This window comes from Paenibacillus sp. PK3_47 (genome assembly GCF_023520895.1).
Classification (GTDB): Bacteria; Bacillota; Bacilli; order Paenibacillales; family Paenibacillaceae; genus Paenibacillus_AQ.
Genome location: NZ_CP026029.1, coordinates 6100060 through 6124925 on the forward strand (window position 1 = coordinate 6100060; position 24866 = coordinate 6124925).

The window sequence follows — 24866 nt, forward strand, 5'->3', positions numbered from 1 at the left end:
CAGGCGGAAGCGGCCGGAAGTCCAAACATTCTCTGAAGTCACGAACAATTCCAATTAGTGAAATCACCAGTTCAACCTATATAGGTAGATCTGTACACGCTCCGTGCAACCTTTTCCCATGATACGGATACAGATAACCAACATCGATATTTTTTTCCTGACTAATATGAACCAGCTTTACAGAAACACCCCTTGGATAACAGCCGGAATGAACCTGAGTTTACCGGTGATGATCCTGGGGGTATTTTTGTTAGATAAATGTTATCCTAAAAAAGCGTTCTTTCACTATAGACATGGCGGTACTGAAATCTGTTATTATAAAGTAGAAAATGAAAGCGACACAATATTTAGAGATTATGATGACTGGGAGTGGATTTGGTTGCAGACAATGATCAGCCTGGAAGGTGAATGGAAGTTACAGCTCGACAAAGAAAAGCAGGGACTGCAGCTGCCTTTCTCCGATGTGATTACACTGCCGGGTACGACGTCACATGCCCGTAAGGGACCGGTGAACGAAGAGGTACTGGTGGGCTCGCTGACAGATGAATACCTTTTTGAAGGACAGGCCTGGTACTCGAAGGAGATTGAAATTCCGGAAGAGCTTGCCGGAAAAACCGCGTTCCTGTATCTTGAGCGTACACGGATGACTACAGTATGGCTGAACGGTGAAGAAATCGGCAGCCGCAACAGTCTGAACACCGCACATGTATATGATTTGACCGGCAAGCTCCGGGCAGGAGTGCAAACGCTAACGGTTTGTGTCAACAATGTGGACTATCCAACCAAAGGCGGCCATATGACCTCGCCGGATACCCAGACCAACTGGAATGGCATCACCGGACGCATAGAGCTGCAGTTCTACGGAGAGTCGTATCTGAGCGGAATCCGGCTGGATCCGGATGTAGATACGCGGAGTGTCCGGATTACAGCCTCGCTGAATGGCGGGACGGCGGCAGTGGTCGGGGTCGAAGCACACAGCTTTCTCGAAAATGCTTACTCTGTAGCTGAGCAGGAGTTCCCGGTTTCATCTTCAGATGAGATTTCCATTGTGTATGAGCTGGGGGAAGATGCACTGCTCTGGAGCGAGTTCGCGCCTAACCTGTATAACCTCAGCATTGTCCTCAAAGACAAAAACGGTGCAGTCATCGACCGGAACAAGCTGATATTCGGGCTTCGTGCCTTCCGGACAGACGGGGACAAATTTACGATTAACGGTGAAAAAACCTTCCTGCGCGGCAAGCATGACGGGCTGATTTTTCCGCTGACCGGATATGCCCCGACAGATGTTAATGAATGGGTAAGAATCCTGTCGATTGCCAAGTCCTACGGCATCAATCATTACCGGTTCCATACCTGCTGTCCGCCGGAAGCCGCCTTTACTGCCGCAGACATGCTGGGTATCTACATGCAGCCGGAGCTGCCGTTCTGGGGAACGGTCACCGAACCGTCGGATGAGGGCCACAATCAGGAGGAGCAGGATTATCTGGTCAGCGAAGGTTATGAAATTCTGAAAGCGTTCGGCAATCATCCATCCTTTGTCATGATGTCGCTCGGCAATGAGCTGTGGGGCAGCAGAACCAAGATCGATTCTATTCTAAAAGAGTACAAAGCATTCGATAACAGACCCCTGTACACCCAGGGCTCCAATAATCATCAGTGGGTGCCGGAAGTGCTGGAGCATGATGATTTCTTCAGCGGGGTGCGCTTTTCGAAAAACCGGTTGTTCAGAGGCTCTTATGCCATGTGCGATGCTCCACTGGGGCATGTTCAAACTGATCTTCCCGGAACCATGAAGGATTATGACGATGTCATCGTCCCGCCTAGTCTGCTGGATGGTGAGTCTTCCGGAGCGGAGGCAGGAGGCACCATTCAAATCCAGTATGGCACGGAAGCAAAAACTGTTGAGGCTGGAGACGCTTCCGGAGAGTGGATTCCGCAGATTCCGGTAGTTTCCCATGAGATCGGGCAATATGCAACGTTCCCGGACTTTGAGGAAATTGAGAAATATACCGGCCCGCTCAAAGCCAAGAATTTTATGGTTTTCCGTGATCGGCTCGAAGCTAAAGGACTTGGGCATCTCGCAGCCAAATACTTCGAGAGCTCCGGCAAGCTTGCAGCAGCCTGCTATAAAGAAGAATTGGAGGCGGCCTTCCGTTCCAGGAGACTTGCGGGCTTCCAGCTGCTGGATCTGCAGGATTTCAGCGGGCAGGGGACCGCATTGGTCGGCGTTTTGGATGCTTTTATGGATTCCAAGGGCATGTTGACCGCAGAAGAATGGCGTTCGTTCTGCAATGACGCTGTCCTGCTGGCCAGATTCCCGAAATTCAACTATGCATCCGGCGAACCATTCGAGGCCAGTATTGAACTGAGCTGGTACCGGAGCGTCAGTCCTGCCAGTCTTGTGCTTGAATGGGAGCTGGCTGCGGACGGCCTGTCGATCTCCAAAGGCTCTGCGGAGTCTGCGGTTCCTGCTGGAGAGAATTATGTGAACATCTGCCAGCTTAATGTGGAGCTTCCGGCTGTTGAGGTGATGACCAAGGCCGTGCTTAACCTGCAGATCGCCGGAACTGACATTTACAAAACCTATGACTTGTGGATTTACCCGCAGCAAAAGGCTAATCCGCTGGAAGGCATTCACGTATTTAATGAGCTGTCTTCTGAGGCGCAGTCTTTGCTTGCGCAAGGGGAGAACGTGCTGTTCATGCCTAGACCGGAGTCGCTTGAGAATGCAATTGAAGGCTTTTACTGCACCGATTTCTGGTGCTACCCGATGTTCCGTTCGATTTCCGAGAGCATGAACCGCCCGGTACCTGTCGGCACAATGGGGCTGTTGATCGACAACAGTCACCCGGTATTCCGTGATTTCCCGACCGAACAGCATTCCACCTATCCATGGTGGAACATCGTGGAGAACTCGAAATCGATTATTCTGGATGATACGGACCGTGCCTGGAGCCCGATTGTTCAGACCATTGATAACTTTGAGCGTAACCACAAGCTCGGCTTCCTGCTGGAGTGCAAGGTTGGAGCTGGCAAGCTGCTGATCTGCGCCCTGGACGCCGGCAAAGCAGGCCAATCTCCGGAAGGTAGACAGTTCCTGTCCAGTCTGGCCGGTTACATGAACTCCGAGGCGTTCTCACCGGAGTACGAGGCAAGTGTCGCTGAGCTTCTAAAGGTTATTCGTTAATAGTTAAAAAGTATAATGAGCTCTGGAAGCCGTGCGGACCTTCGCACGGCTTTTTCTTGTGGTTAAGTATCCATGGCTTGCGCCAGATCGGGGAGTGAGATGCCGGGGGGGGATGAACGGGAAAAGTCCCGTTGATTTCGCTGAAAATGGGCAGACGGGCGGAATTAGCGGGAAAAATCCCGTTGATTTCACCAGAAGTAAGCAGATGAGCCAAATGAACGGGAAAAGTCCCGTTGATTTCACCAGAAGTGGGCAGATGGGCCAAATGAGCGGGAAAAGTCCCGATGATTTCACCAGAAGTGGGCAGATGGGCCAAATGAACGGGAAAAATCCCGTTGATTTCACCAGAAGTGGGCAGATGGGCCAAATGAGCGGGAAAAATCCCGTTGATTTCACCGGAAGTGGGCAGATGGGCCAAATGAACGGGAAAAATCCCGTTGATTTCACCAGGAAGTGGGCAGATGGGCCAAATGAGCGGGAAAAGTCCCGTTGATTTCGTAGGAGCCAGGTGAGGTGGGAGGGAGCAATTGAATGTTGGCATGTAATGCACAAATACCTCTGAATCCGCAGAAACCAGCCACAGCGGCCTAGTGAGACGCACATATACCCTTGATTTGGCCGAGATCAGCCACAGCAGCGAAATGAGAAGCACTTATACCCTTGAATCCGCAGAAACCAGCCACAGCAGCGAAATGAGAAGCACTTATACCCTTGAATCCGCAGAAACCAGCCACAGCAGCGAAATGAGAAGCACAAATACCTCAGAATCCGCAGAAACCAGCACAGCGGCGAAATGAGACGCACGAATACCTCTGAATCCGCAGAAACCAGCCACAGCAGCGAAATGAGAAGCACATATACCCTTGAATCCGCAGAAATCGGCGACAGCGGCGAAATGAGAAGCACGAATACCTCTGAATTCGCAGAAACCAGCCACAGCGGCGAAATGAGACGCATAAATACCCGCGACCATACTTAAGAACGCCCGCCCGGCACCATCCGGAAGTTCACCCCAATCCCGAGGCTCCCTGTACCTTCACCGACCCAGTATTCCCGCCAATCACACGCACTGACCGTGAAGGAATGCGCCGATACAATGGTGTATTGACTTTCAACTATCCAACTACTATTATGAAAATAGCTAAAAACGGGCGATGGAGTTCGCCGTAACCGTCTCGTGAGACTAATGACTCCTACCAGTAAACTTTTACTGGTAGGAGTCTGTTTTGTTTCAGGGATTTAACAGATAACCGGGGGCTGGGAAATGGGCAGAATGGCTGAACAATGGAGAAGATTTGCAGGAAGAAGCAGTTATCTGGCACTGTGGAGTACTTTTATCAAGTGGACTGTGCTGGGCAGTATTGTAGGTGTCTTATCAGGGACGGCGTCGGCAGTGTTCCTGAAAAGTCTCGATTACGTGACAGATATCCGGCTTGAACATGGCTGGCTGCTGTTTCTGCTGCCGCTGGGGGGCGCACTGGTTAGCTTTCTGTACATGCGCTACGGGCTTAACAGCGCCAAGGGGAATAACCTGATTCTGGAGCAGATTGGCGAAGGCAAAGAGACCATACCGCTGCGCATGGCCCCCCTGGTATTGTTCGGGACGCTGGTTACCCATCTGTTTGGCGGCTCGGCGGGCCGTGAAGGGACAGCTGTGCAAATGGGCGGCAGTCTGGCCGAGGGGTTCGGCCGGTTGATTCGAATCAATCCGCTCGACCGGAAAATTCTCCTGATGTGCGGGATCAGCGGGGGCTTTGGCTCTATTTTCGGCACACCGCTGGCAGGGACTATCTTTGGACTGGAGGTTATCGCGGTCGGCATGATCAGTCACAAGGCGCTGCTGCCCTGCTTCGTTGCCAGTTTTACCGGAGATCTCGTGGCGTCCCGTTTATGGAGGGTTCATCATACCCATTATGCTGTGGATGTGTTTCCGGGGATCGATGCACTGGTCATTGCTAAAGTTGTCATCGCCTCAGTGATCTTCGGTCTGGTCAGCATGGTGTTCAGTGAACTGACGCATGTTCTGAAGCGGACCTTTACCGCCCTTTTTAAAAATCCGATGCTGAAAAGCGCCGTTGGCGGCCTGATCATCATTGCACTTGTATATATCGCAGGGACGAGAGACTATCTGGGACTCGGTCTTCCGCTGATTAGCGGAGCTTTTGATTCCGACGTATCGCCGTTTGCTTTTCTGTGGAAGCTGCTGTTCACCTCCATTACGCTGGGAACGGGCTTTCAGGGCGGTGAGGTGACACCGCTATTCGCCATAGGCGCTACGCTCGGAAACAGCCTTGCCGGAATACTGTATGTGTCCGGTCCATTTTTGGCCGCGCTCGGGTTCATCGCTGTGTTCAGTGGAGCGACTAATACGCCAATTGCCTGTTTTATCATGGGGATTGAGCTGTTCGGCTCCGGCGGAGCGGTCTATATGTTCATCGCCTGCATAGTCAGCTTTCTGTTCTCCGGGCATACCGGCATCTATACCTCCCAGCGGGTCGGAGTATCCAAAAGCCCGCTGATTTCCATCCCTGAAGGAACCACATTAGCTGCCGTCAAAAGCCTGCGCAAAACCAGGCCGGAAGAGCAAAAAGAGACTTCGGAACAATAGATGGAAATATCTGCGTGTCCACTTTTCACCAAAACCTTGTTAAGGTATATGGACAATATTCATATGAGGTGATAAGTTATCATGCTTAAAAAGCACTGTTTGTTCTGCGATGAGATTGTCCCGATCACACCGGAGGGTGATTACGATAAATATAACAGCTGCGCCTGTTCACCAGGCGGGTCGTACAGCCTGCTTAGAGAGAGCTATGAGCCCATTAATGCGCTGCCGCATGCAAAAAAGCGGGATATGCTGCATATAATCTCGGCTTATATCCGTGAGACTACAGATAACGGCGCCAAGGTACGGCTGTCTGCGGACGATTTGGATTCCATTGCGAATTCCCCAAAGATCCCCGTAACGTTAGAGGATAAGGGAAACCGTCTGCTGCAGTATTTGTACCGGCACGCCAACAGCGCGGAGGAGCCGGTCGTTATTCATCCGCTCTCCAGCAGCTACAACCTGACGTATTCTCCCAATCTGCAGGAGCTGGTATATATCATCGACAAGCTGAGCACCGCCCAGCTGCTGATCAGGGAAGGCATGAGCTTTAAGCTTACAGAAGCGGGATGGGCGGAAGCTGCGGCCAGTGCCGGAGGCAAAAAATTAAAACCTTGCTGTGTTCTCATTCCGGATGAGGAGCATCTGCGCACGGAGTGGATAGAGAAGCTGCTGCCCAGAATTGAGCAGTGCGGCTACCAGCCGCGCCTGCTTGCCCACGGGAATTCCCCTGGCGGAGAACAGTATCCGCTGGAGCTGATTGCCGACGCCAAGCTGATTGTTGCGGATTTAACGGACCTGTCGCCTGAGGTGTATTTTGCCGCCGGTTATGCGCTTGGCTTGAACGTTCCGGTGGTCTGGACTGTGAGGGAGAGCGATGCGGATAAGCTGAATGTGCAGATTCAGGACATTCGTCCGATAGTCTGGGAGACTGCCGAAGAGCTGGCAGTAATCCTCCAGCAGAGGTTAACAGTACAATAGAAGAGATTCACAACACAGGCGCTTCTCCCTGGTGGGAGCGCCTATTTTTGTTGTTAACGGAAACGTTTACGCCCGGCAGGGAGCGAAGAAGGATTTTATTGATCGATGACGAATTGTAAGGTTTGAAAATCATTCTTGAACTGCATCTGGGATGAATACATAAGGGGGAAGTGGATATATGTCGGAGAAGCTGCTGGAGCTTCATTCAAGAAACAAATTACTGGTTGTGCTAATGTGCGCGGCTTTCCTGCTCGGAATGGCCGTGTCCGTCAACCACATCAGGGTTACCCTGAGCATGTTCGCTCTCCCCGTAGTGGTGCTGAGTGTTATTTTGACGTGGAGTAAAATCGGAATCCCTAATATCATGTATTTGGTGGCGCTGGGACTCAATCTGATTTCCTTCTTTTTTATTAAAGAGAGCTCATCGTTCAGCAGCCTGTTCCTGCTGTATTTCTCTCTGGGTATTGTCTCCATTTACCACAATTACCGGCCGCTGCTGCTTAATGGACTGGTGGCTGCCGTAATGCTGAACTACTTTGTGCAGACGAAGGATTTCCTGGGGACGGAAAGTGCTGTGAATATGACTGCTTATCTGGCCATTACGCTGGCAGTTCTGGTCGCACAAAGTGTGATCGGCGCGCGGATGATCCGCAAGCAGGAAGCGAGTGCCCTGGAATCAGCGAATGCGATGACGCGGACAGAGGCTGTGCTGACGGAAGTGAGAAATTCTGTATACGTGCTGGGTGAATCTATCGGTAACCTGCAGAGAAATGCGGCTGAAACCGGCGAAATTTCATCTCAGGTCTCCGTTGCCTTCAGTGAGATTGCAGGAGGTATCGAGTCACAGTCTGTAAGCGTAGCGGATATTTCCGAGGCGGTCGGACAGGTGAATGGAACTATAATAACGGCTACGGAGGCTTCTGTCCGGATGAGTGATTCCTCAAGAGCTACGGCTGAATATGCCGTTCAAGGCAAGGTATCGATGGAAGATCTGTCCGGAAAAATAGCTGAAATTGACGGGATCGTTACTCATACCTCGGACGTGATGATTCAGGTGAACGGGGAAAATGCCAAAATCGGAACGATCGTTGCGACGATTCATGAGATTGCCACCCAGACCAACCTGCTGTCATTGAACGCATCTATTGAAGCGGCGAGGGCTGGAGAGCATGGGAGGGGCTTTTCGGTAGTGGCATCTGAGATCCGCAAGCTGGCACAGCATACGCAGGAGGCTTCTGCGGACATCTCGGCTATTCTCGCAGCCATACAGGGAAATTATTCAGAGGCGAACGGGCTGGTGGAACGCGGGCTTGAGGCTGTAGCTGCCGGCAAAACATCTGCCGGGAATGTTGAACAGCTGTTCACAGGCATTCATGCCAATACCGCAGAGGTGCTGCATCAGGCGGAACAGATCCGGGAGATGAACACCAGGCTCCAGCAGTCTTCCCAAACCGTATTAAATGAAATAACTGCGGTGGCTGCATTCACGGAACAATCGGCAGCATCTGTAGAGGAGGTACTGGCAAGCGCTGCTGTTCAGCAGCAGAACGTCGCCGGCATTGCCCAGTCCATTAACAGGCTGCAGGAATTGATGAACAAGCTTGAAGCTGTCGTTCATTAGCGGGATTTTTTTGAGCTTCCGGGAGGTGTCTGAGCAGATTGCCGATGTGTCGGCAGCGGCCGAGCAGCTGTCTGCGGGCTCGGAAGAAGTTGCTGCTGCGGTTAGCGGCATGGCCCATATTGCCGGCGGGGTATCCGAAGGCTCCAGAATGATCAGTACAAATACTAACAGCATGCGGGAAGCGATCCCACAGGTTAGTGTATAGGCAAATTTGACATCGGAGTGAAAAGTGTATACATTTGTATACAACACTTATATGTTATACGACAAATCCATGAAAAGGTGCTGAACTCTATGAATATCATTGAGCTTATTACAACCCGCAGAAGTATCAAGCAATTTAAGCCGGATGCTGTCAGTGAAGAGCTGCTCTATTCGTGGCTGGAAGCAGCCAGCTATGCACCTAACCACCGGATGAATGAACCCTGGGAGCTGCTTGCTGTCGGACCCGAAACGAGGGCGAAACTGAAGCATAAAACAGACTTTGGCAATGCGCCTGTGGTGCTGGCCCTTTTATCCAAATCTGCAGCCACACCGTTTGAGCGTGACGAGAATGTCATAGCTGCCGCGTGCTTTGCGCAGAATCTGCTGCTGGCGGCACATGAGGCCGGTGCAGGCGCTTATTGGGCTTCTCTGGGGGCCTTGCCCCATAACCGGGAGATTCTCTGTGTCCCTGAAGGTTATGATGTTATCGGTGTCTTCGGGATCGGTTACCCGGCAGAAGTTCCGGCCGCCAAGCCGAGAACCCCGATCCGCACCAAGATTACTCAACTCCATTAACAGCAAGGCCCTGTCCACCCGGAAGCGTCGGGAAGGAACAGGGCCTTTTTTGATGCAGATTTATAAATGAAATTCACTTCACAAACTGGTCGATAAGCTTCAGGATAACTTCGCGTTTGACCGGCTTGCTGACATATTCGTCCATTCCGGCTTCCAGACATTTTTCCCGGTCGCCTTTCAGGGCATTGGCGGTAACCGCGATAATAGGCGGGCAGTTCTCCTGAAGCTCCTTTTTGATAAGCTTAACAGCCTCAAAGCCGTTCATAATCGGCATGTGCAGATCCATTAGGATGAGATCAAAATACTCCCTCCGGACAGCCTCAAGCGCATCTATGCCGTTGGTGACAGCTGTAATGGAGTGGCCGATTCTTTCAAGCGTCTTGGTCAGCACCAGCTGGTTGATGTAATTGTCTTCGGCCAGCAGGATTTTTACCTGTTTGTCTGCAGAAGGAGTGTAGATCGATTGGATTTGAACAGGAATTTCTGCGGCCTTTTTGGGCCGTATGGTGAACGTAAACGAAGAACCGTTTTTACCGTCACTTTCCGCATAGATCCTGCCGCCCATCATTCCGATGATTCTGCGGCTGATGGCAAGCCCGAGACCGGTCCCCTCATGTCTGCGCATCATAAAGCTGTCCACCTGCGCAAAAGGCTCGAAGATGGCGTCAAGGTGCTTGGGATCAATCCCGATGCCTGTATCTGTTACCGTGAAGACGAGTAAAGAAGGATCTTCCTTATCTAATTTAACTTTTACCGATATGCTGCCTTTATGGGTAAACTTGACAGCATTGCCGAGCAGGTTCAGGAGCACCTGCTTCAGGCGTTCACTGTCACCGTAGATATAGTCCGGCACATCATGATTGATGGTACAGGAGAGCTCCAGCTGCTTTTGTTCGGCTCTCACGGAAACAACAGCAAAGCTGTCCTTGATGCACTTGCCTAGCTCAAAGGTATGCTCCTGCAGCTCGGTCCGGCCGGCCTCTATTTTGGACAGGTCCAGAATGTCATTGATAATGTTGAGGAGGGTTTCCCCGCTCTTGCGGATAATCTCCACATAATCCTGCTGTTCTTCGCTCAGCTCTGTGGTCTCCAGCAGAATATCCGTCATGCCGATCACCCCGTTCATCGGGGTCCGGATTTCGTGGCTCATCATGGCCAGGAACTCGCTTTTAGCCCTGTTGGTGCTCTCGGCGGCCTCCTTGGCAAGCATAAGCTGCTTCTGTTCTGAAATGTCTTTGCATATCAGATAAAAACCGATGTTCTGGTTGTTCACGTAAATCGGTGCGATACTGGTGAGCACTTCAACGACTTCGCCGCTTTTGGTGGTAAGGCCGTTAATATGCTGATCAACCGAATCATCATACAGCGCCCGTGCAAGAATGTTCTGGACATTCTCCTGCCCGATCAGCCTGGCAAGCTCCATTCCGCTAAGCTCAGCCTCGATGGAATAACCGGTAATCTTCTCCGCCATGCTGTTGGCGTTAATAACTCTCCCGTTAAGACCAAAAGAAATTACGGCATCGTGGTTGTATTTTTTCAGGGAAGTATACCGCTCAACAGACTCCTGCAGACGCTGTTCGGATTCCTTTTGTCTGGTGATATCTATGATTTGACAAATATAATATAACGGCTGGCCGGACTCATCACGGAACAGCTTGAGAGAGAGCTGGCCCCATAAATAATTTCCGTGCTTTGAAATGAACCGCTTCTCAAGCTCCACTTCCGGTTGATTCCCCATAAGCTCCCTGAGATCGTGGACCGTTCTGAGCTCATCATCAGGAGAGGAGAGGTCTTCCAGTCTCATTCCTTCAAATTCGTCTGCCGTATAGCCAAAGATCCGCTGAAATGCGGGGTTTACAGTCAGAATTAAATCTTCGGGCCCGATAAGGGCTATGCCAAAGGAGGCATGGTCAAACACCTGCTGGTTAAAAAGCTCCGGATTTAGGTTTACGCGATGCATGGCGTCCTCCATAATTAATAGTTAGTATATATTTAGCGATAAAAATAGACCTCCTGCTATGAAGGCCTAAGCGATATAGTCTGGGTAGATGCAGCTCCGAAAACATTATACCCGCAGTGCTGTTTGTTGAATCAGCAGAAAGGCCGTTAGATTAGAGGAAAATGCTGGGCCTCCAGCGAATGGTGTATAGCGCTGTTCCGGCACCTTGCCGGATAGTTAGCAACCACTGGGGGAAGGAATTGAATTATCCATGAAAAAAATTGTAGTGCTGTTTACCGCCCTGCTGATCCTGATCGGCCTGGGCTATCCTGCCGGGGCCGGCACAGCCGCCGCTGCCGCTGCACCGTCTTATACGGAGATCTCCACCTTTGTGGACGGAAAACTGATCATTTTGCCGTCCAAAACCATACTTGTGAAGGGCTCGTCTTACGTACCTGTGAAGCTGCTCAGCCAGATTCCTGGCTTTACCGCTGCTTCAGCAGCCTCGGGAGTAACCGTTACAGGCAGCAGAGGAAGCGCCGTGCTGAACAAGGACAACTCCGTCCTGTACCGCAATTCCAATTATGTCGCTTTCAAAACGCTGCTCAAGCTCGGAGCCATCGACGGAAAATACGCTTCAAGCGCGACTTCCCTGTTCATCTGGAGTACAGATGAAGGCAAGACCAAGAGCAACAGCATGCTGTATGCCATCAGCAAGCTTCCGGGAACCATGGGCTATGCTGTCGGCAAAAAAGTCCACATGGCCGGCACGCCGGGAAGCTTTTGGGTAACAGACGTTATTTACACAGAGGGCCTGGCCTTAACCTTCACTCTGCAGGATGAAAAGGGCGGGGAATGGACTTATGATGTGGAGCATGATTACGGCACCGAGGACTATATTTACACGGCGGAGTTTCTGCAGGCACTGAAGGAGTTTTTTAACGGCCGGCCGGTGTGGGCCGTAAATTCGGAAATTCCCGACAGCCCCTTTAAGAACATGGAGAAAGCGTCGGTCCAAGACTTCCGGTCCAACCCGCATAACGGCAACCTGGAAATGATCATCCGCCGGGCGAACGGGCAGGATATTTATATCAAGCTGCCGACGGACGGCAGCGCGGCAGAATATATCACTGACCTGTTCTTTTTCGAAGATCCGCGTAAGGTTGCCTCCATCAGTGATAAAGTATGGGCAGCAATCCGGGAAGAACAGGTTATTGTCGGCATGAAGCCGGATGAGGTATACCTGGCCTGGGGAGAACCCGACAGCATTAACGAGACTCTGGGTTATATTGTGTACGGCAACGTGTATTTCTACTTCATCAACAATAAGGTCAAGTACATTTACGAGCTGTAGTCCCGCGCTAATTATTCTAAGACAAATAAACACGGCATACCCGAAAATCATTTCTTGGGTATGCCGTGTTTGTCTGCAGGGAGAAGCCTTACTCTATAAATCGGCCAGTGTCTGGGCCTGCTGATCCAGCTCCCGTGCGGCTTCTCCGATGACACTGAACTCATGTACCGCATTCTTCACCAACGCTTGACTGTCTATAATGATCGTCTGTGACTGCTTCATCCCGGAAGTAATGTGATTGACCTGCGCGCTGATTCCGCTCAGGCTGATATTCACTTGCCGGGTCGCTTCTTCCGCCTGCTTGGACAGCTTACGCACTTCATCCGCCACTACGCTGAAGCCGCGGCCATGCTCACCGGCATGAGCAGCTTCGATCGCCGCATTTAAAGACAACAGCTGGGTCTGGGAAGCGACATCGGAGATTGTATTTATTATGCCGCGGACCGAATTGGCTTCCTGCTGGAGTGATTTCACCATTTCCATAGTGTCATCAACCTTTTGCACACCCCGGTTAATCGCCGCAGCAATTTCATGTGTGCTGGCAATTCCGTCATCGGTACGTTTCCGCAGATCCTCTGCCATAATTTTCATTGTATTTGTAAAAGAAGTCGTAGTGTTCTCACGGGCAGTAATATCTGTAGCCACCTTAAGAATGCCTTTGACAAGACCTTTTTGATCAAAGATTGGCGTGTATGTCGCTTCGAACCACAGGAGCCTGCCATCCTTGGCCACTCTCAGAATTTTATCCTGGAACGAAAGTCCGCTCCGCAGATTTCTCCAAAGCGCTTTATATTCGGCGCTGACGACAAATTGCGTGGTACAGAACTGGCGGTGCATCAGACCCGGCATTTCGGCTGCTGTATAGCCCATGGCTTTTGCAAAATTATCGTTGGCCCATAATACCCTTCCTTCCGTATCGAACTGTATCATCGCCAAAGATTGTTCTATAGCTGCCATCACAGCTTGGGGATCCAGCACTTGAGTTCTGGAATTATTAATAGTCTCCTCGTAGATCATACGGCATCTCCTCAATCTATGTATAAGGTTTGTATAGTTATATGGTGATCATTATACACACATTCGACAATGTTAGCAAAAAAATAGTTCCATGGGCATATAGTAAATTTGTTAAATTGTTAATTTGTAATGTATAGTTTAGATGTAAACTCTTACATAGATGACCGGAAAGGAGAGGTATTACATGAACGTTGAGCTGGCCAAAAACCTGGATGAGGCTTCCTCTGAACCCCTTAAGCTTAGTGTGCTGGATCTGGTCCCTGTACTGGAACAGGCGGATTCCGCATATGCGTTGAATCAGGCCGCTGCGCTGGCACAGATTGCCGAAAGACTGGGCTATACCCGTTATTGGATCGCGGAGCATCATGATATGCCGGGACTTGCCTGTACAGCACCGGAGGTGCTGCTGGCACATATCGGAGCAAAAACACAGCACATCAGAATCGGCTCCGGGGCTGTACTGCTGCCGCATTATAAGCCGCTGAAGGTTGCGGAAGCTTTTCATATGCTGGCCAGCCTGTATCCCGGACGGATTGATCTTGGAGTGGGACGGGCACCCGGCGGGGCAGCCGAGGTCAGCCTTGCGCTTAGCGGCAACTTCCTCGAAAATGTCTGGAAAATGCCGGAGCTGCTTAAAGGCGTCTCCGAGCTGCTGCAGGGGAATTATGAGTACGAAGGCCGGCAGATCACTGCCCGTCCGGTTCCGCCAATCCCTCCGGAGCTCTGGCTGCTGGGTACGAACCAGAAAAGCGCGGCCTATGCTGCAGAACTTGGAGCCGGGTATGTATTCGGCCAATTCATGAGTGATGTGGCGGGAGAGGAAGTGCTGCGTGCTTACCGTGAGGCATTTGTTCCATCCAAGTTGTCTGCTGTACCGCGGGCTATCGTTGCTGTAGGGGTTGTTTGTGCGGAGACGGAGCAGGAAGCAGCGCGGCTTGCTGCAGCTATGGCATCCTTTCAGCAGGAGGCTTCCGGCGAAGAGAGGTCTGCGGTCCATGAGCGCAAGCTGCTGATTGGTACCCCTGCAGGTGTCAGGTCAAAGCTGGAACAGCTATCCCGTTTGTATAATGTTGATGAGTTCATCATCGTTACCATGATTCCTGATTACAGCGCACGGCTGCGTTCTTTCGAACTGCTTGCTGCTGCTTGCTGGAGCGAGTGACCTTAAGGAGAGGAGAGTGCCGGATGAACGGGAAATTGAGCAGCAGCAGGGTGCAAGGATTTTTAAGGGCGGAAGGCCGGTCGGTTGTAAATGAAGCGGGAGAAGAGATTGTTTTGACGGGATGGGGGCTGGGCAACTGGCTTCTGCAGGAAGGGTATATGTGGACTACAGACGGCAACAGCAGGTTTGACCGGCCGCGCCGGATTGAAGCAGTAGTACGTGAACTAACAGGGAGTAAATATTCAGAGCGGTTCTGGACTGCATTCAGAGAGAACTATATTACGAGGGAAGATATCCGGATGATGGCTCAGCAGGGGTATAATTCAGTCCGGATTCCGTTTAACTGGCGTATTCTGATGGAAGATGAACCGGGAATCATCTGGAAAGAGGAGGGCTTTCGGCTGATTGACCGCTGCCTGGACTGGTGTGAAGAGTTCAAACTGTATGCTTTTTTGGACCTGCATGGAGCGCCGGGCGGACAGACAGGCCAGAATATCGACGACTCCATTGATGATGTGCCGAGACTGTTTACAGATCAGGACAGCTGGGATAAGGGCATCGCACTGTGGCGGACGCTTGCGGACAGATATAAGGACCGCTGGATTGTCGGCGGCTATGACCTGCTCAACGAACCGATCCGGACACCTTCCGCTGACAGTGATTTTGGTTATCTGGTGCCGAGGCTTGTGGCGTTCTATGAAGAAGCCATTGCAGCCATCCGGGCGGTGGACAGTAAGCATATGCTCTCGGTGGAAGGCCATCACTGGGCAACGAATCCAAGCATTTTTTACAAAAAATATGATGATAACATGGTTGTGCATTTCCACAGATACGCCTGCTACCCGGAGCTTTCTTCCTTTCGCGAATTTATTGAAGTGTCGGAGCGGCTGAATGTGCCTCTGTGGATGGGGGAGACCGGGGAGAACCTCAATGAATGGTACACTGCGCTGTATCCTTTGTCTGCGGAGCTGAATATCGGGTATAACGTCTGGCCGTGGAAAAAAATGGACAACACCAATTCGCCCTACTCCGTCAATCTGCCTGAGGGCTGGAATCAGATTATGGATTATACCAGGGGAGGTGTCCGTCCCGGATATGAGCAGGCGTGGGCTATTTTCGACCGGTACCTGGAGAATATTAAGATCGAAAACTGCAGATATAATGCTGAAGTCACGCAGGCGGTGCTCAGGCTTCCGGGCTGTACCGTGCGTGCGACGGATTTTGATGAGCTGCCGGGTAAAGGAATAGCATACAGCGGACTCAGAACGGAAGGCAATTTGTACAATTACCGGTCAAATACAGGTATGCACATTGTAGAAGATATTAAGCTGGGAGAGCTGCGGAAACGCTTTTTCTTCGATATTCTGTGGGACCGCTTTCTTCTTGAAATGACGGACGGGGAATTTGCGGGTTATTCTATTAACGATACGACGGAGGAGAGCAGTGTTGCTTTTGTATACAGCTGCAATCAGCCGGTGTCTGTAACGGTGCGGCAGGATGAGAAGGATTTGGTCACACTGACACTGCAATCTGATGGGAAAAAGCAGGCCATAGCCCCTGTTCCGCTGTTCCCTGCGGGAAGCTCCAGGATCAAGATTGTGGTCAATGCCGGAACGTTACGACTGGAAAAGTTAATGTTCAGGTAAGCGCACAGCCGCGGGTTTCCGCGGTATTTTTTATTGCCCGGAAAGTTACCGCGTTAACGATTGCCGTCTCCAACCCGTCGACTCACTCTTACCAGCACGTACTGATTATTTTGAAATGCTAATGCTAACGGACCTCAGGTCCGTTATTTTGCGCTGGAAGTGTGTTTTGAAATCCTAACGGACCCTAGATCCGTTATTTCATCCGAAGGGGCATCATTTATCATCCAACATTTGGCGGAATAAAGGAACTACGGTCCGTTAGCGGTGGAAACGGGGCGGTTTTCGGCAAATAACGGACACAGTGTCCGTTAGAGTGCAAAAGAGGACGGGACTTATAGCGGATGCAGTGTCCGTTTCGCCTGAAAGGACGCCTCCGGCAGCCAAGCTGCGCCTGTCCAGTCCTTGCACCGGCGCAGCTTGGCTGGTGTGCAAACTAGGTAATATTTGTTGACCAGCCCGGCACCCACGCCGACTGATGCACAAGTCTTGCGCGGACTGCCAAATGTCAGGGAACATATGCTGATGACGGCAGCTGTCCGCTCTGCTCTCTATCTAAGTCACCTTCTTTTCCAACAAGACGTAGGCACAAAGCACCATTCGTGTTATTCTAGGAGAGCTTGTTAATATTAGGTAATTTACATAGGAGGTAGTTTGTTGAAAAGATTGCTCAGTTGGTTATTGGCGGCCAGTTTGCTGGTGGGAATTACCGTTATTCCGGGCAATACAGCAGCCGCTGCCGCAGCGAAGCAGGTTTTGCGGATCGGTTATGAAGTATTGCCGGGCTCTGTCGACCCCGCCAAGTCCTCGGACGATGCAGCATCGACTCTTGTCAAAGGCTTGTTCGAAGGACTGGTCCGGCAGGACCGGTCCGGCAAGGTCATTCCGGGAATGGCCAAATCATGGAAGGTTTCAGCGGACGGCAGGACGTATACGTTCAATCTCCGCTCCAGCGCCAAGTGGAGCAACCAGGACAGTGTGAAGGCTTCTGATTTTGAATACGCCTGGAAAAGAGCGCTCGCACCCGAAACCGGCAGCACGTATGCGTTCAATATGTACGATATTGCCAATGCGGAGGCTTACAACACCGGCAAGCTGAAGGACGCCTCCAAAGTCGGTGTAAAAGCACTGGACAGCTATACTCTGCAGGTGACGCTCAAAGAAAAAACGGCTTATTTTCTGCAAATGCTGGCTGAGGATATTTTTGCACCGGTAAATGCTGCTGTAGTGAAAGCGGACAAGAACTGGGCCCTTAGCAGCAAAACGATGGTAACCAACGGCCCGTTCACCGTGAAATCCTGGAGCAGTAATACTATCACGCTGGCCAAAAACCCGAAATATTACGCTGCTGTTGAAATCAGGCTCTCCGAGGTTCAGCTCCTCCGGCCCAAAGCCGGTACTGAGAACACTACGGTGGCCTATCAGAAAAATCAGATCGACTGGGTCGGAGGCAAGGAAGCGCTGGTCTATTCTGATTTAACAGAGGCGTCGCGCAAACAGATTGCCGAAATGCCTTATAGCTCAACTTACTACTACCAGTTCAATGTACATGAGGCTCCTTTTGACAATGTGAAGATCCGCAAGGCTTTAGCTATGGCTGTTGACCGGGAAGCGCTTATCTTCGGCACGCCTGCATACGGATTTATCCCTCCGGCTATAACAGGCAACGGTCTTAACTACCGGAGACAGGTTGCAGATACTTCTTATTTCAAAGAAAACGTCGCCCAGGCCAAAAAGCTGCTGCAGGAAGGCTTGAAGGAAGAGGGGCTTTCGGAGCTGCCGGAGTTTTCGATTATCGTGAATGAAGAAGGGGGCCACGATCTTGTTGCATTCTCCGTCATTTCGGACTGGAACAAGAATCTGGGAATTGAAGCGGGTCTTGAGTTCCAGCCCTGGCAGCAGCTGTTAAGCAACCGCTACAGTCAAAATTATACTATTGCCAGAGCAGGGTGGGGTGCAGACTATAATGACCCTTCAGCGATGCTGGGGATTTTCACTTCAGAAAGCCCTGACAACGATTCAGGCTGGAGCAGCCCGCAGTATGACAGTTATGTTGCCCAGGCTAAAGCTGTATCCGACCCCGCCAAGCGTAACGCGCTGTATGCCAAGGCCGAAAAGCTGCTGATCGATGACATGGTTATCCTTCCGCTCTATTATTACGTTGCTGATGTCCTGCACAAGCCGGAAGTCAAAAATGTATACTTGGATTACGACGGCAATATTATTTTTTCGCGGGGATACATTCAGTAGGCTAAACGGTGTCACAACTTCCTTCCGCTGATCGTCATGTATGCATCAGAGCGGAAAGGGTTGAAGGATATGCCGGATAATCAGAGCAATAACGGGCAGCCATGGGATGTAATCATTGTCGGAGCAGGAATTGCGGGATTAACATCATCCATATTTTTGGCTCAGGGAGGGCTCAGCGTTTTGCTGCTCGACAAAGGGTCACAGCCCGGAGGCAGAGCGGCTTCGACCGGGATGGCTTCCGCCAGCGTTAATCTGGGTGCGCATGCGCTTTTCAAAAGCGGACTGGCAATTTTGCAGGAAGCGGGGGCAGTGCCCGCAGGATCGGTGCCGGGACCGCCGGATACCTTCGTTTTTAAGGGGGAAGACGGCGGGAGTATAGCGTTTCCCCTGTCCCGGCTCCTGCTCGGTTCTTTCCTGAAGTGGCATGAAAAAACAGAGCTTATCCGCTTCTACAGCCGTCTGCGCAGAACCGATACCTCACGGCTGCAGGCTGTTACCCTGCAGGCTTACCTGGAATCGCAAATCTCCAGTATGCGGGTGCGCAGCGCCCTGCTTGCACTTGTACGAGTATCCACGTACTGCGATGCGCCCGGGCTGATCAGTGCAGGCGCTGTGATTGAGCAGCTTAAGCACGGGCAGGTATTATACGTGGACGGGGGCTGGCAGACCCTCGTGAAGCAGCTGACGAATCATGCGCGCAAGGCAGGCGTATCCATCCGTACGGGTTCACCTGTAAGTAAAATTACCGGCAGCCATCCCGAAATGACTGTATTTTTAAAAGATGGAACACAGCTGAACAGCCGTTATGTCATCTCTACAGCCGGCCCCAAGGACACCCTCGCTATGCTTGATCCGGCGCTGGAGGCGGAGGAGGCTGCAGTCTATAATAAGCTGATTCCTGTTCATGCTGCCTGCCTGGATCTGGTGATGCCGGAAATTCCCCGGCCCAGGACCAGATTTGTATTAGGTGCAGATTACCCGTGGTATTACTCTAATCATTCTGCTGCTGCAGTATTGTCGGAGGATCCAACCCTGGCTGTGGTTCATGTCATGAAGTACCTGCCGCCGTCCGGAGCGGATGACCCTGCAAGTGATAGGGTGGAGCTGGAAGGATTCCTCGACCTTATCCAGCCGGGCTGGCGCAGCCATGTGATTAAGCAGCGTTACCTGCCGAGGATGCTTGTCTCCCATGCGGCCGTAACCGCAGAGGGCGGCGGTACCGCAGGCAGACCCGGGGTTGCAGTTGCAGGAAGGCCGGGATTGTATGTTGCCGGGGACTGGGCAGGTCCGGTTGGAATGCTGGTGAATGCTTCACTCCACAGCGCCAGGCAAGCCGCCCGCAGTATACTTGCCATTCGTGAGGTAGGTAAATAAGAAGATAAAGAAGGGGTGTACTGTGGAGCTTGATTCCGTATACCGTTCTTACAGGCCGCTGCTGCTGTCCATCGCATACCGGATGCTCGGGTCGGTTACACAGGCCGAGGATCTGGTACAGGACGCGTTCGTAACGATACAGCAACTGGTCAGCGGTAAGGATAAGGATGGCAATCCCATCCTTAATATGAAGTCATACTTGTGCAAGATCGTTACAAACCGCTGTCTCGATTATCTGAAATCCGCGCATAACCAAAGGGAATTGTATGTGGGTCCCTGGCTGCCTGAACCTCTTGTTCAGCATTATGCTGTGGATGGAATCCCACCCTCCGCCGCAGGCCGGGACCCTCTTCAAACAGTTATGCTGGAAGATACGGTTTCGTACGCATTCCTTGTCCTGCTTCACCGGTTAACTCCGGTGGAGCGGGCGGTATTTATTCTTCGTGAAGCTTTTGATTATGATTACAGCGATATTGCGGAATTTGTTAACAAGACAGAAGCGGGATGCCGCAAAATCTACAGCCGTCTCAAACAAAAAATTCAGACTGAACCGCCTGCCGGGCTGAAGACCAGCGGGCAGTCTGACCAGCTGGTCCTCCGATTCCTCCATGCAGCCTCCACAGGTGACATGGAGGGGCTTTTATCCATTCTATCCGAGGATATTGTGCTGTACAGCGACGGGGGCGGAAAGGTCACGGCAGCCGTCCGGCCGGTGGCTTCAAGCCAGCGTGTTCTGGCTTTTATACAAGGCCTGGTCTCCAAAGGGAACGGCGCCGGTGCCGTGCGTCTTGTACAGGTAAACGGACAGTTAGGATTCGTGGTGAGCAGTTCCTCCGAGCCCTTCCCGACAGTTGTCAGCTTCTTTTGCAGCGACAACCGGGTTCAGGAGATTTATCTTCTGCGCAATCCGGAGAAGCTCCGGCATTTACGCTTAGGGCCGGATCACGAATGATCCGGCTGTTTTTTCTTCTTTTTTCTCTTTCTGATCATGATGACGATAAACAGCAGTAAAGGAAGGGCCAGCTGGAATACAGGAGATACGTAATTCAGCACTTCACCGCGGCCTACCTGAATGTGATGGGTGTAGTTGGGAGACAAAAAAGCTAACCCGTACAGTAGCACTGCCACTGGGATCACCCATTTTTTGTAGCCCACCCCGGTAATTCTCTCCAGCCCTATTACAGCCCCGCTGAAGAAAGCGGCAATCTTGATACCCAATCCAAGGAACAGAAGCAGCGTGAACAGGGCATCCATCCGTTCCAATATTTCCGCCAGGTCGATCATCTGCACAGTTTCAAGCAGCGGGAGCGTGCTGTAGGCAGCGAGCTTGGGGCCCATAACAAATATAATCAGCTGATTAATAAAGGTTAGGGAAAGGGCAGTGGCCAGATAGGACAAGATAACGGTCTTAATAAGATTTCCGTCCTTATGTACATGAGGATAGAACACCAGGAACAATACGACCTGGCCGAAAGGAAAGGAAATAATTTCGGGTACCGCTGCCCGGAACACCGGAGTCCACCCGTTCTCCAAAACAGGCAGAGAAAGTTCATAATGAAAAAGACCAGTGGCCGGAATTAACACACTGATCAAGAGATAGCCGAATATCATCAGCGGAAAAAGCATCATGCACATGAGGAACAGTACTTTGTACCCGTACCGGACCGTATTGGAGATCACCAAAATTGCTATAACCGCAATAATCCATACGGAGGTATTGTTAAGCAAAGTCAGCACGGTCACTTCGCTCAGATCACGCAGATTACGCGAAGCCTCATAGGTGAAATAAATAACAAACAGCAGATTCAGCAGGCAGCCTAAATATTTTCCTGTGAACCGCCTGAATAACATGAACAGATCCAGCTTCGGCTCCTGCCGGTGTATCGCCAGATGCAGCAGCAGAAGCAGCAGGCCGCCGAGCGCGCCGATGAGCATGGCCAGCCAGGCATCCTGCTTTGCTTCACCCCCAATTAGAAACAAGGTAGTGCTCCCTACTTCAAAAAGAGAGAGAGTCACAGCCAGCTCTGATACACGCAGTGTACTCCGGTTCATTTATGGTCTCACCCCCATCTAATTGTCTTTATTGCTCTCCAAGCAGCTTGTTGAAGGAAGCCTGGAGCAGTCCAGGCTGGATAAGGTTCACCTTAACGCTAATATCAATATCCATTTCAGCTAAAGCTTCAGGCCAGCTGCCCTTGATTTCCTTCCAGTCCCCGGGATGCTTCCGGTGGATGTTATTTCCGATGCCGGCAAGATCCAGGTTCAATTTCTGCATCCCGTTCCAGCCCTCCAGAATCTGGGCTTCAATGCGCTCTTCGGCCTCCCGCTGCAGGACTTTTAGCCCCTGGGCAGTGGTTATATCTTCATCAGATGTGGTTTCCGTAATCTCTGCATTAACTTTAACATTTACACGCAGGGTGTAGTGCTCCGGTCCTTTTATCGGGGTAATCTTCACCTTCGCTTTGCGGACCAGAAAAGCGGTGATTTCTCCTTTGCTGTTTTCGCTGCTAAGGGTGGTCGACTGCACACGGTCATTCAGCCAGTTAAGTCCCAGGCTCTCATTCCGGCTCAAAGTCCCTACCTGCTTGTCCTTGTAAAAAACAGCCAGACGGGATAATTTTTTGGTACCGGCAGGTGCGGTTTCTTTATAAATATCAATAGATTCCAGCGTATCACCGAGACCTTCAATAGATAACTCCGGCACGCCTGCAGCAGCGCTATCCGAGCTGATTTGAAGCGCCAGCTGGTGGACAGACATGGAAGGGTAGTACGAGGATAACTGGGCATTTCTCTGCAAAATATTGGCCAATGCCTGTCCGGGAAGCTTCTCCGGGGGAATCAGCACCTTCAGGCAGTCACTGGCTTTTCCGTCTGTGACGAACACTTTTACCGTTTCCCGGGCATCCGGATTACGGTAGTAATTGTCGAGGATTTCTCCAATACCCGCTTCTGCTGCTTCTTTGCCGATGATAACCACATTGGTATGGGCAAAATACAGCTTCCGCGGGTGTTCTATACTGCTGGCCGCTACAGCTTCTCTAATACTTCTGCCTTTGGTGGAGAACGTATGGATGGCAGATTGCGATCCTCCGCTGCCTGCGGAGCCGCTACCGGCAGTCATTGCCGAAGGAACGATCACCTGGTAGCTAATTGTCCAGTCGCCTTTGTGCCCATCGTACCCCGTGGCTGTCGTTATCCCCAGCTCATTAAGCTCTATGCGGTTTCCGCACCCTGTAAGGAACAGAAACAGGATGGACGGGATAAAGAATGCCCGGAACAGGCGCATGTCAATCCCTCCCTTGCTCTTGTGGATCGGTCTCTTTCATACTGCTGATAATATTGTTGGAGCCCGCAGGATACTGATGGGAAGCCTGTCTGGTTCGGTTCGGGCCGGATTTCGTATGAGGCCGTGTCTTCATGGCCCACCAGGGAACTCTGAGCACGAGATCTTTCATATTAGACTTGTAGAACGGGCTGTAAGGAGTCATATAATCCACCCCGAAGGACTGAAGGGAGACCAGATGCGCCAATACCGGAATTACCCCCACGAGAATCCCGAACAATCCCAGTGTCCCGGCCAGAACCATCAGAAAAAAACGCAGCAGCCGGACCGAGGTAGCCATGCTGAAGTATGGAATCACAAAGTTTGAGATCGCCGTAAAAGCAACCACAATGACCATTGCACCGGAGACCAGTCCGGCCTCTACTGCAGCCTGCCCGATGACCAGCGCCCCTACAATGGAGATGGCTGGTCCGATCGCCCGGGGCATCCGTACACCGGCCTCCCGGATGACCTCAAACGTCAATTCCATAGCCAAAGCTTCAAGCAGCGCCGGAAACGGCGAGCTTTCACGCTGGGCGGCCAGTGTCACCAGCATAGTAGTAGGGATCATTTCCTGCTGGAATGTAGTCAGCGCAATAAATACAGAAGGAAGCAGCAAAGAAATGAAAAACGAAATCATCCGGATAATCCGTAAAAAAGAGGAGATATCATACCGCTGGTAGTAATCCTCGGGGTTCTGAAAAAAGTTGAAGAAGGTAACCGGTGCAATCAGCGCAAATGGGGTACCGTCAACCAGAATAGCGACCTGCCCGTCCAGCAGGCTGCCTGCTACCGTATCCGGACGCTCCGTGTTTAACATCGTAGGGAAAACGGAAAGCGGTGCATCCTGAATGAATTCCTCGATATAGCCGCTCTCCAGTATACTGTCTGTCTGGATGGCTTGAAGACGCTTGTTGATTTCCTTTACCACTTCCGGATCAGCGATTTGCTCAATGTAGGCTACAATTACTTTGGTTTGTGAAACCTCCCCGATCGTATGGCTGGTAAGCCTCAGGTCAGGGGTCCGGATTTTTCTGCGGATCAGCGTAATATTTGTTGTGATTTCTTCGGTAAACCCTTCTTTAGGCCCGCGGATGACCGTTTGGGAGGTCGGTTCCTCCACAGCTCTTCTTTCTCCGCCTGCGATGGACACGGCGAGCGCTGACTGCATGCTGTCGATCATAATCAGCGCACTGCCCGTAAGAATAGGCTGGTACATCTGCTCCCTGGTGCTGATGACAGTAATGCTGCCGGCAGGCAGCATATTTTTGAAGAACGAGACTGCCGTGTGCTCATTGTTGAATTCCGGCATACAAGCCAGCCCCTGAATAATTCCTTCCAGCAGGTCAGATAACAGAGCGGAATCCGTCAAGCCCTCAAGATAACATACAGAGAGGACAGGGTCAGAACCGGTATTACCGGTGAAATCGCGCATGATAAAGTCGGGACTGTTTCCCATCGCATTCAGCAGGGCTGCACGTGTGCGGGGTAACGAAGGATCTATAGGTTCGCCGGAATTTTGCGGATTCTGCGTATGCTGATTCTGTTTTTGCTTGTATTTCTTTTTGTTCGGTCTATAAGTTCCGGCAACCTTTTTAATCCAGCCCATCCATGTGGCACCCCCGCTCCCC

The 24866-nt window shown here is 51.4% G+C and carries 20 protein-coding genes and 1 riboswitch; of the genes, 15 read left to right on the plus strand and 5 right to left on the minus strand.

Annotated features, from left to right (window positions below; all coding sequences use genetic code 11):
• The first annotated feature begins 388 nt into the window (after window positions 1–388).
• From C2I18_RS26590 to C2I18_RS26630, 9 genes are all read left to right on the plus strand, one after another.
• The gene (locus C2I18_RS26590; RefSeq protein WP_249902261.1) at window positions 389–3187 is read left to right on the plus strand and encodes a glycoside hydrolase family 2 TIM barrel-domain containing protein; all 2799 of its coding nucleotides are present in this window, start codon (window positions 389–391) and stop codon (window positions 3185–3187) included.
• A gap of 112 nt (window positions 3188–3299) precedes the next feature.
• Window positions 3300–3680: a hypothetical protein gene (locus tag C2I18_RS26595; RefSeq protein ID WP_249898703.1), complete on the plus strand. Its 381-nt coding sequence runs from the start codon at window positions 3300–3302 to the stop codon at window positions 3678–3680.
• A gap of 97 nt (window positions 3681–3777) precedes the next feature.
• Window positions 3778–3984, plus strand: coding sequence for a hypothetical protein (locus tag C2I18_RS26600; protein ID WP_249898704.1), 207 nt, complete (start codon window positions 3778–3780; stop codon window positions 3982–3984).
• Complete coding sequence (locus C2I18_RS26605) at window positions 3981–4166, plus strand: hypothetical protein (RefSeq protein ID WP_249898705.1); 186 nt, start codon at window positions 3981–3983, stop codon at window positions 4164–4166. Before C2I18_RS26600 ends, C2I18_RS26605 begins: the two co-directional genes overlap by 4 nt.
• 162 nt (window positions 4167–4328) lie before the next feature.
• A riboswitch (Fluoride riboswitch) is annotated at window positions 4329–4390 on the plus strand.
• Window positions 4391–4460: 70 nt separating this feature from the next.
• The gene (locus tag C2I18_RS26610; protein ID WP_249902262.1) at window positions 4461–5795 is read left to right on the plus strand and encodes a voltage-gated chloride channel family protein; all 1335 of its coding nucleotides are present in this window, start codon (window positions 4461–4463) and stop codon (window positions 5793–5795) included.
• An 81-nt stretch (window positions 5796–5876) separates the two neighbouring features.
• Complete coding sequence (locus C2I18_RS26615; RefSeq protein WP_249898706.1) at window positions 5877–6773, plus strand: hypothetical protein; 897 nt, start codon at window positions 5877–5879, stop codon at window positions 6771–6773.
• Between the two features lie 178 nt (window positions 6774–6951).
• Window positions 6952–8394 (plus strand): methyl-accepting chemotaxis protein, encoded by a 1443-nt coding sequence (locus C2I18_RS26620; protein ID WP_249898707.1) that lies wholly within the window; start codon window positions 6952–6954, stop codon window positions 8392–8394.
• 10 nt (window positions 8395–8404) lie between these two features.
• Window positions 8405–8599 carry a hypothetical protein gene (locus tag C2I18_RS26625; RefSeq protein ID WP_249898708.1) on the plus strand — a complete coding sequence of 65 codons (195 nt, stop codon included), beginning with the start codon at window positions 8405–8407 and terminating at the stop codon, window positions 8597–8599.
• 89 nt (window positions 8600–8688) lie between these two features.
• Window positions 8689–9174, plus strand: a complete 486-nt coding sequence (locus C2I18_RS26630; protein WP_249898709.1) for a nitroreductase family protein — start codon at window positions 8689–8691, stop codon at window positions 9172–9174.
• Window positions 9175–9247: 73 nt separating this feature from the next.
• On the opposite strand, the gene C2I18_RS26635 is transcribed toward C2I18_RS26630, so the two are convergent.
• On the minus strand, window positions 9248–11134 hold the full coding sequence (locus C2I18_RS26635) for a PAS domain S-box protein (protein WP_249898710.1): 1887 nt from the start codon (window positions 11132–11134) through the stop codon (window positions 9248–9250).
• A 250-nt stretch (window positions 11135–11384) separates the two neighbouring features.
• On the opposite strand from C2I18_RS26635, the gene C2I18_RS26640 reads away from it, so the two are divergent.
• Window positions 11385–12467: a hypothetical protein gene (locus C2I18_RS26640; protein ID WP_249898711.1), complete on the plus strand. Its 1083-nt coding sequence runs from the start codon at window positions 11385–11387 to the stop codon at window positions 12465–12467.
• Window positions 12468–12560: 93 nt separating this feature from the next.
• Here the strand turns inward: C2I18_RS26640 and C2I18_RS26645 are convergent, their stop codons facing one another.
• Window positions 12561–13484 carry a methyl-accepting chemotaxis protein gene (locus tag C2I18_RS26645; RefSeq protein ID WP_249898712.1) on the minus strand — a complete coding sequence of 308 codons (924 nt, stop codon included), beginning with the start codon at window positions 13482–13484 and terminating at the stop codon, window positions 12561–12563.
• Between the two features lie 184 nt (window positions 13485–13668).
• Between C2I18_RS26645 and C2I18_RS26650 the strand changes: the two genes are divergently transcribed.
• The 5 genes from C2I18_RS26650 to C2I18_RS26670 all read left to right on the plus strand — a co-directional run bounded on the left by C2I18_RS26650 (window position 13669) and on the right by C2I18_RS26670 (window position 20865).
• The gene (locus tag C2I18_RS26650; RefSeq protein WP_249898713.1) at window positions 13669–14646 is read left to right on the plus strand and encodes an MsnO8 family LLM class oxidoreductase; all 978 of its coding nucleotides are present in this window, start codon (window positions 13669–13671) and stop codon (window positions 14644–14646) included.
• 23 nt (window positions 14647–14669) lie between these two features.
• Window positions 14670–16292, plus strand: coding sequence for a glycoside hydrolase family 5 protein (locus C2I18_RS26655; RefSeq protein ID WP_249898714.1), 1623 nt, complete (start codon window positions 14670–14672; stop codon window positions 16290–16292).
• Window positions 16293–16946: 654 nt separating this feature from the next.
• Complete coding sequence (locus C2I18_RS26660; RefSeq protein WP_249898715.1) at window positions 16947–18539, plus strand: peptide ABC transporter substrate-binding protein; 1593 nt, start codon at window positions 16947–16949, stop codon at window positions 18537–18539.
• A 36-nt stretch (window positions 18540–18575) separates the two neighbouring features.
• Window positions 18576–19913 (plus strand): phytoene desaturase family protein, encoded by a 1338-nt coding sequence (locus tag C2I18_RS26665; protein ID WP_249898716.1) that lies wholly within the window; start codon window positions 18576–18578, stop codon window positions 19911–19913.
• A gap of 22 nt (window positions 19914–19935) precedes the next feature.
• Window positions 19936–20865, plus strand: a complete 930-nt coding sequence (locus C2I18_RS26670) for an RNA polymerase sigma-70 factor (protein WP_249898717.1) — start codon at window positions 19936–19938, stop codon at window positions 20863–20865.
• Here the strand turns inward: C2I18_RS26670 and C2I18_RS26675 are convergent.
• The 3 genes from C2I18_RS26675 to C2I18_RS26685 are packed head-to-tail and all read right to left on the minus strand — an operon-like array spanning window position 20856 to window position 24844.
• The gene (locus C2I18_RS26675; protein ID WP_249898718.1) at window positions 20856–21965 is read right to left on the minus strand and encodes a GerAB/ArcD/ProY family transporter; all 1110 of its coding nucleotides are present in this window, start codon (window positions 21963–21965) and stop codon (window positions 20856–20858) included. The two genes, C2I18_RS26670 and C2I18_RS26675, sit on opposite strands and share 10 nt — an antisense overlap.
• A gap of 28 nt (window positions 21966–21993) precedes the next feature.
• Window positions 21994–23199, minus strand: a complete 1206-nt coding sequence (locus C2I18_RS26680; RefSeq protein ID WP_249898719.1) for a Ger(x)C family spore germination protein — start codon at window positions 23197–23199, stop codon at window positions 21994–21996.
• A gap of 1 nt (window position 23200) precedes the next feature.
• Window positions 23201–24844, minus strand: coding sequence for a spore germination protein (locus tag C2I18_RS26685; RefSeq protein WP_249898720.1), 1644 nt, complete (start codon window positions 24842–24844; stop codon window positions 23201–23203).
• Window positions 24845–24866 lie beyond the last annotated feature (22 nt).

Excerpts from the sequence above, each read along its gene's own strand:
- C2I18_RS26590 (WP_249902261.1), top strand. The coding sequence starts at position 389 with ATGATCAGCCTGGAAGGTGAATGGAAGTTACAGCTCGACAAAGAAAAG.
- C2I18_RS26595 (WP_249898703.1), top strand. The coding sequence starts at position 3,300 with ATGAACGGGAAAAGTCCCGTTGATTTCGCTGAAAATGGGCAGACGGGC.
- C2I18_RS26605 (WP_249898705.1), top strand. The coding sequence starts at position 3,981 with ATGAGACGCACGAATACCTCTGAATCCGCAGAAACCAGCCACAGCAGC.
- C2I18_RS26610 (WP_249902262.1), top strand. The coding sequence starts at position 4,461 with ATGGCTGAACAATGGAGAAGATTTGCAGGAAGAAGCAGTTATCTGGCA.
- C2I18_RS26615 (WP_249898706.1), top strand. The coding sequence starts at position 5,877 with ATGCTTAAAAAGCACTGTTTGTTCTGCGATGAGATTGTCCCGATCACA.
- C2I18_RS26620 (WP_249898707.1), top strand. The coding sequence starts at position 6,952 with ATGTCGGAGAAGCTGCTGGAGCTTCATTCAAGAAACAAATTACTGGTT.
- C2I18_RS26630 (WP_249898709.1), top strand. The coding sequence starts at position 8,689 with ATGAATATCATTGAGCTTATTACAACCCGCAGAAGTATCAAGCAATTT.
- C2I18_RS26635 (WP_249898710.1), bottom strand. The coding sequence starts at position 11,134 with ATGCATCGCGTAAACCTAAATCCGGAGCTTTTTAACCAGCAGGTGTTT.
- C2I18_RS26640 (WP_249898711.1), top strand. The coding sequence starts at position 11,385 with ATGAAAAAAATTGTAGTGCTGTTTACCGCCCTGCTGATCCTGATCGGC.
- C2I18_RS26645 (WP_249898712.1), bottom strand. The coding sequence starts at position 13,484 with ATGATCTACGAGGAGACTATTAATAATTCCAGAACTCAAGTGCTGGAT.
- C2I18_RS26650 (WP_249898713.1), top strand. The coding sequence starts at position 13,669 with ATGAACGTTGAGCTGGCCAAAAACCTGGATGAGGCTTCCTCTGAACCC.
- C2I18_RS26655 (WP_249898714.1), top strand. The coding sequence starts at position 14,670 with ATGAACGGGAAATTGAGCAGCAGCAGGGTGCAAGGATTTTTAAGGGCG.
- C2I18_RS26665 (WP_249898716.1), top strand. The coding sequence starts at position 18,576 with ATGTATGCATCAGAGCGGAAAGGGTTGAAGGATATGCCGGATAATCAG.
- C2I18_RS26675 (WP_249898718.1), bottom strand. The coding sequence starts at position 21,965 with ATGAACCGGAGTACACTGCGTGTATCAGAGCTGGCTGTGACTCTCTCT.
- C2I18_RS26680 (WP_249898719.1), bottom strand. The coding sequence starts at position 23,199 with ATGCGCCTGTTCCGGGCATTCTTTATCCCGTCCATCCTGTTTCTGTTC.
- C2I18_RS26685 (WP_249898720.1), bottom strand. The coding sequence starts at position 24,844 with ATGGGCTGGATTAAAAAGGTTGCCGGAACTTATAGACCGAACAAAAAG.